The sequence below is a fragment of the Rhodococcus sp. EPR-147 genome (assembly GCF_001647185.1).
Classification (GTDB): Bacteria; Actinomycetota; Actinomycetes; order Mycobacteriales; family Mycobacteriaceae; genus Rhodococcoides.
This window is the reverse complement of record NZ_LVCU01000552.1, coordinates 1-5,979: the sequence shown is the minus strand read 5'-3', so window position 1 is coordinate 5,979 and position 5,979 is coordinate 1. Positions and strand designations below refer to the sequence as shown.

Sequence of the window (5,979 nt, the reverse complement as noted above, 5' to 3'; positions counted from 1 at the left end):
CCGAGATCACCGACGGCGATCGAGGAGACTCCGGCGACGAGTTGTTCCATCACGCCATCACCGAGGCGGCACACTCACCGCTGCTCGCCAGGCTCATGGGGGAAATCGCCGGTCTCATTCGCGAGACCCGCATCGAATCGCTGTCGCAGTCGAACCGTCCACAGGCCTCGCTCGAGCATCATCGACGCATCGCCGAGGCCGTGCGCAATCAGGATCCGGCCGAGGCAGGACGGGCCATGGCCGACCACATCCGACTCGTCTCGGATGTGGCACTGCTGCGTTCGGTCGACAGCTAGAACTCCGGCAGCAGTCCCCGGGGAGCACTACCTGGTTGACATCCGCGGCAACCCCGCGCCATCATTATTGGCACAGCGCCAATAACCCACAGGTGCGCTTCGAGCCAAGGACCCACCATGACTGCACTCGCAGACCGCACCCCCAGCGACCTCACCACCGAGCTCGCCGACGTGCGACAGCTCGCCCGAGGATTCTTCGAGAAGGAAGTCGCGCCCCACCGCGAGGAGTTCGCGGCTGCCGGACGCCCCAGCCGCGAGGTCTACCGCACCGCAGGCAGTCTCGGCCTGCTGGGCATGTCGGTACCCGAGCAGTACGGCGGAGGCGGAGGCGACTTCCGCCACGAGGCGGTGCTGTTCTCCGAGCAGGTGCGCTCCGGCGACTCGTCCATGCAGCTGGGTGTGCACAGCGGCATCGTTCCGCACTACCTCCTGGCCTACGCCTCCGAGGAGAAGAAGCAGCAGTGGCTGCCGAAGCTGTGCTCGGGAGAGTGGATCGGTGCCATCGCCATGACCGAACCGGGCACCGGCTCGGACCTGCAGGGCATCACCACCCGCGCAGTGCGTGACGGGGACGACTACGTGGTGACCGGCGGAAAGACGTTCATCTCCAACGGAGCTCACTGCGATCTGATCATCATCGCCGCCAAGACCGATCCGTCCGCGGGAGCCCGGGGACTGTCACTGCTCGTCGCCGAGGTCTCCGACGACACCGAGGGCTTCCACCGCGGACGCGTGCTGCACAAGATCGGCCAGAAGGGCCAGGACACAGCCGAACTCACCTTCGACGGGCTTCGCATCCCCGCCGCAAATCTCCTGGGCCAAACAGAAGGCCGCGGCTTCGCGCAGTTGATGCAGCAACTCCCCCAGGAACGCCTCATCTGCGGCATCGCCGCCGCCGCGATGATCGATGCCGCCGTCGCACAGACGGTCGAATACACCAAGTCGCGCAACGCTTTCGGTAAGACACTGTTCGATCTGCAGAACACCAAGTTCGAGCTCGCCGAATGCGCCACCATCGGCCGCGTCGTCCGCACCTTCGTCGACGACGCGATGGCACAGCACATCTCGGGCAGCCTCGACGTCACCACCGCAGCGATGGTCAAGTACTGGACCACCGACCGACAGTTCGAGGTGGTCGACCGCTGCCTGCAGCTCTTCGGTGGGTACGGCTACATGGAGGAATACCCCATCGCTCGCATGTTCGTCGACGGCCGCATCGCGCGCATCTACGCCGGTGCCAACGAAGTCATGAAAGACCTCATCTCTCGTTCCCTGTAGTACTCGGCAATCTTGTTGCCCCAGAAAGGCACCCCATGGAGGCATTCCTCTACGACGCGGTTCGCAGCCCACGTGGCCGCGGTAAGAGCTCCGTTTCGCTGTACACCGTCAAACCGGTCGATCTGGCCGCGAACACGTTGTCCACGTTGCTCTCTCGCCACTCGCAGCTCGATCCGGCCCTGATCGACGACGTCGTGCTCGGTGTCGTCACCCCGGTCGGCGACCAGGGCTGCGATATAGCCCGGACGGTCGCGATGGTTGCCGGACTGCCGGACAGTGTCGCCGGCGTTCAGCTCAACCGCTTCTGCGGATCGGGATTGGAGGCCGTCAACACTGCGGCGCAACGCGTTCGGTCCGGTTGGGATCAGCTCATCGTCGCCGGTGGCGTCGAATCGATGTCTCGGGTTCCGCTCGGCGCAGACGGCGGCGCCTGGCCGTGCGACCCGCTGACCAACTACGGCAGCTACTTCGTGCCGCAGGGAGTCAGTGCAGACCTCATCGCGACGATCGAGGGGTTCGACCGCGACGAGGTCGACGCCTTCGCGGTGCGCAGCCAGCAGCGCGCGGCACACGCCTGGTCGATGGGCCACTTCGAGAAGTCGGTCATCCCGGTCTTCGACGCGAACGGCCGGCTGATGCTCGATCACGACGAGATCGTGCGACCCGAGACCACCACGGCCGATCTCGCCACCCTGACACCGTCGTTCGCCCGGATGGGTGCGTTCGCCGGGTTCGATGCCGTCGCGATGCAGAAGTACACCGAGGTCGACCGCATCGATCACGTCCACCACGCCGGGAACTCCTCCGGCATCGTCGACGGCACCGCGATGGTGCTGATCGGTTCCGAAGAAGCCGGGCGCGCAGGCGGATTGACCCCGCGCGGACGCGTCGTGGCCGGTGTCGTCGCCGGATCGGACCCGACGCTGATGCTCACCGGCCCGGTTCCGGCCACCCACAAGGTACTGGCCGCGGCGGGGCTCACGCTCGACGACATCGCGGTGTTCGAGGTCAACGAGGCATTCGCTTCGGTGGTACTCAATTACGCGAAGAAGCTGGACATCGACCACGAACGCATCAACGTCAACGGTGGCGCGATCGCGATGGGCCACCCACTGGGCGCAACGGGCGCGATGCTCACCGGAATGGCCCTCGACGAGCTCGAACGTCGGGGCGAGCGCTACGCACTGATCACACTCTGCATCGGTGCCGGAATGGGCGTCGCCACCATCATCGAGCGCCTGTGACCATCCCGCGAGAGAACAACGACCCGAGGACCTCGATGACCACAGCAACTCTGCGGACCCCCACGATCACCGGCGAGATCGGCAACGACCGCATACTCGTGCTGACGATGGACGACCCCACGCAGTCCACCAACACGATGAACGCCGCGTTCGGCGAGTCACTCGAGCAGACGATCGACTGGCTCGAGGCCAACCTCGATGCGTTCGACGGCATCATCGTCACCTCGGGCAAGGATTCGTTCTTCTCCGGTGGCGATCTGGAATTGCTGCGCGACGCCGGTCCGTCGGACCACGCGGCGATCGCCGACGCCCTCGATTTCACCAAGGACAAATTTCGTCGCCTCGAGAAGCTGGGCAAGCCCGTGGTGGCTGCGCTCGGCGGTACCGCACTCGGCGGCGGTTTCGAGATTGCGCTGGCGTGCCATCATCGAATTGCGCTGAACAACAGCAGAGCTCGCTTCGGGCTTCCCGAGGTCACTCTCGGGCTGCTCCCCGGGGCCGGCGGCGTCACCCGGACGGTTCGGATGTTCGGCATCGTCAAGGCTCTGACACAGGTGGTGGGCCAGGGCCAGCGGTATCGGCCGACGCAGGCCCTCGAACTCGGATTGATCGACGAGGTCGTCGACACCGACGAGCAGATGATGGCACGTGCACGTGCCTGGATTCTCGCCAATCCCGAAGCGTCACAGCCCTGGGACAAGAAAGGATTCACGATTCCCGGCGGCACCGCAGCCTCACCCGCATTGGCTGCGCAGCTGCCCGCTTTCGCTGCAACGGTACGCAAGCAGGTCAAGGGCGCACCCATGCCCGCTCCGATCGCGGTGGTTGCTGCGGCCGTGGAAGGGTCGGTACTCGACTTCGAGTCGGCCTCGCTGGTGGAAACCCGGCATTGCACCTCGCTCGCCTGCGGAGCGGTCTCGGGCAATCTGATCCAATCGATGTTCTTCGATCTCGGATCCATCCACAAGGGCGGCTCGCGTCCGAGCGCCGAACCGCACCGAGTACCCGAGAAGGTCCTGGTGATCGGTGCCGGAATGATGGGTGCTGCCATCGCCTACGTCGTCGCCTCGGCCGGGGTTCCCGTCGTGCTGCGCGATGTCTCGATCGAATCCGCCGAGCGCGGCAAGGATTACGCGCGTTCGATTCTCGGCAAGGCCGTCGCGAAGGGACGCAAGACCCAGGCCGAGGCCGATGCGGTGCTCGCGCTCATCACACCCAGTTCCGACGCGGCCGATGCCGAGGGTTGCGATCTGGTCGTCGAGGCCGTGTTCGAGGATCCCGCCGTCAAGCAGGGTGCGTTCGAGGCGGTCGACAAGTATCTGACCGCCGACGCACTGCTGTGCTCGAACACCTCGACACTGCCCATCACCGAACTGTCGACGGGAGTCTCGCGCACCTCGGACTTCATCGGCACGCACTTCTTCTCCCCGGTGGACAAGATGCCGTTGGTGGAAATCGTTGTGGGAGAACACACCAGCGACTCCGCGCTCGCCCGCGCATTCGACTTCGTTCGCTTGATCGGCAAGATCCCGATCGTCGTCGGAGACAGTCACGGCTTCTTCACCACCCGCGTCATCGGCCGGTTCATGGACGAGGCGATATCTCTGGTCGCCGAGGGCGTGCATCCGGCCACCGTCGAACAGGCCGCTCTCCAGGCGGGCTATCCGTCCGGTGCGCTGGCCCTGATGGACGAGATTTCGTTGACCCTGTCTCGGCACATCCGCGAGGGCATGGCCGAGGCCGCGCGCGCCGACGGTCGACCGTGGATCGTCTCGAACTCGTATGCGCTGGTCGATCGCCTGGTCGACGAGTTCGATCGCCCCGGACGCAAGGCCGGACGCGGCTTCTACGAGTACACCGAGGACGGCACCAAGGCAGGATTGTGGCCGGGTCTGGTGGAGCACTATCACCGTCCCGATCACGGAATTCCGTTCGAGGACATGATGGATCGCATGCTGGTCGCGCAGTCGCTCGACTCGATCGCATGCCTGGACGAGGGTGTTCTGCGGACCGTCGCCGATGCGAACATCGGCTCCATCCTCGGCATCGGCTACCCCGCGTGGACCGGTGGCGTGCTGCAGTTCGTCAATCAGTTCGACGGCGGCCTTCCGGGATTCGTCGAGCGGGCCGACCACCTGCGGGCACGGTACGGCGATCGGTTCGTCGTGCCGACATCACTGCGCTCCCGCACCGAGCGGTACCTCTGACGCCTCGCGGCGTCGGTTCGGTGCAATCATGACAACCATGCCGGCTGCGAGTACACCCAAATGGAATCGACTGGAACCGGACGAGCGACGGACTCAGATTCTGGCTGCCGCCGTTCGCCTGTTCGGCGACAAGCCTTATGCCGAGGTCTCGATGTCGGACGTCGCTGCCTCGGCCGGCGTCGCACGCGGGCTCATCCACCACTACATCGGAAGCAAACGCGACCTGTACCTCGAGTGCGTTCGCTTCCTGGTCACCGTGCCGCCGATCGAGGACGTGCACCTGCCGACGGGCTCGCTCGAGGACCGGGCCCGGGGCAGCGTCCACTGGCTGGTCGGCGTCATCGAGACGCACGGTACTGCCTGGGTGTCGGTGGCGAGCGGCTCGGGTGTCGACGAGCAGGTTGCTCGGATTCTGGACGAGGCCGATGACCTGGCCGCCGAACGCGTCTTGGACGCAACGGCATTCGAGGGCAGGGGCGGTGACCGTCGAATCGCTACCTCGGCCGTGCGCGCGTTCGGCGGCATGGTCAAGGCCGCGGGCCGCGAATGGCTGGTGCGCGGCACACTGAGGCGCGAGCAGGTCGAGATTCTGTTGACCGATGTGCTCGTCACCGTCCTCGGCACGGCGCGCTCCCTGGACGACGCCCGAGACCGTTAGCCGGACAATCCATTTCGGCGGTCCTTGCGAGTGGTAACCGCCCGTATCTCCTATTGACACTGTGCCAACAAGGTGGAACTGTGGCGGTACTCACCTCGGGCACCCTCGCCCCCACTCGCACAAGGGACTCGCCATGTATCTCACTCAGGGCCTTCACCGCTCCGCGTCGACCACACCGAACCGGGCAGCAACGGTGTTCGGTGATCGCGTTCGTACCTTCGCCGAGCAACTCGACAGAGTGGCAAGACTGGCTGCGGGCCTGCACTCCATCGGCGTCGAGGCCGGCGATCGAGTTG

At 65.5% G+C, this 5,979-nt stretch carries 6 protein-coding genes; all 6 read left to right on the top strand.

Translation table 11 applies throughout. The annotated features are described in order from the left end of the window. Positions 1 to 296 (top strand): FadR/GntR family transcriptional regulator (locus tag A2J02_RS24710; protein WP_156516375.1); only part of this gene is annotated, 296 nt, incomplete at its 5' end. A 117-nt stretch (positions 297 to 413) separates the two neighbouring features. Beyond that, positions 414 to 1,574: an acyl-CoA dehydrogenase family protein gene (locus A2J02_RS24705; RefSeq protein WP_068055004.1), complete on the top strand. Its 1,161-nt coding sequence runs from the start codon at positions 414 to 416 to the stop codon at positions 1,572 to 1,574. 35 nt (positions 1,575 to 1,609) lie between these two features. Beyond that, on the top strand, positions 1,610 to 2,818 hold the full coding sequence (locus A2J02_RS24700) for an acetyl-CoA C-acetyltransferase (RefSeq protein ID WP_068055001.1): 1,209 nt from the start codon (positions 1,610 to 1,612) through the stop codon (positions 2,816 to 2,818). A gap of 35 nt (positions 2,819 to 2,853) precedes the next feature. Further along, a complete protein-coding gene (locus tag A2J02_RS24695) occupies positions 2,854 to 5,025 on the top strand; it encodes a 3-hydroxyacyl-CoA dehydrogenase NAD-binding domain-containing protein (protein ID WP_068055006.1) in 2,172 nt (723 codons plus the stop codon). A gap of 28 nt (positions 5,026 to 5,053) precedes the next feature. Continuing rightward, positions 5,054 to 5,683, top strand: a complete 630-nt coding sequence (locus A2J02_RS24690; RefSeq protein ID WP_068055000.1) for a TetR/AcrR family transcriptional regulator — start codon at positions 5,054 to 5,056, stop codon at positions 5,681 to 5,683. Between the two features lie 133 nt (positions 5,684 to 5,816). Then, a partial coding sequence (locus A2J02_RS28980; protein ID WP_156516374.1) for an AMP-binding protein occupies positions 5,817 to 5,979 on the top strand: 163 nt, incomplete at its 3' end.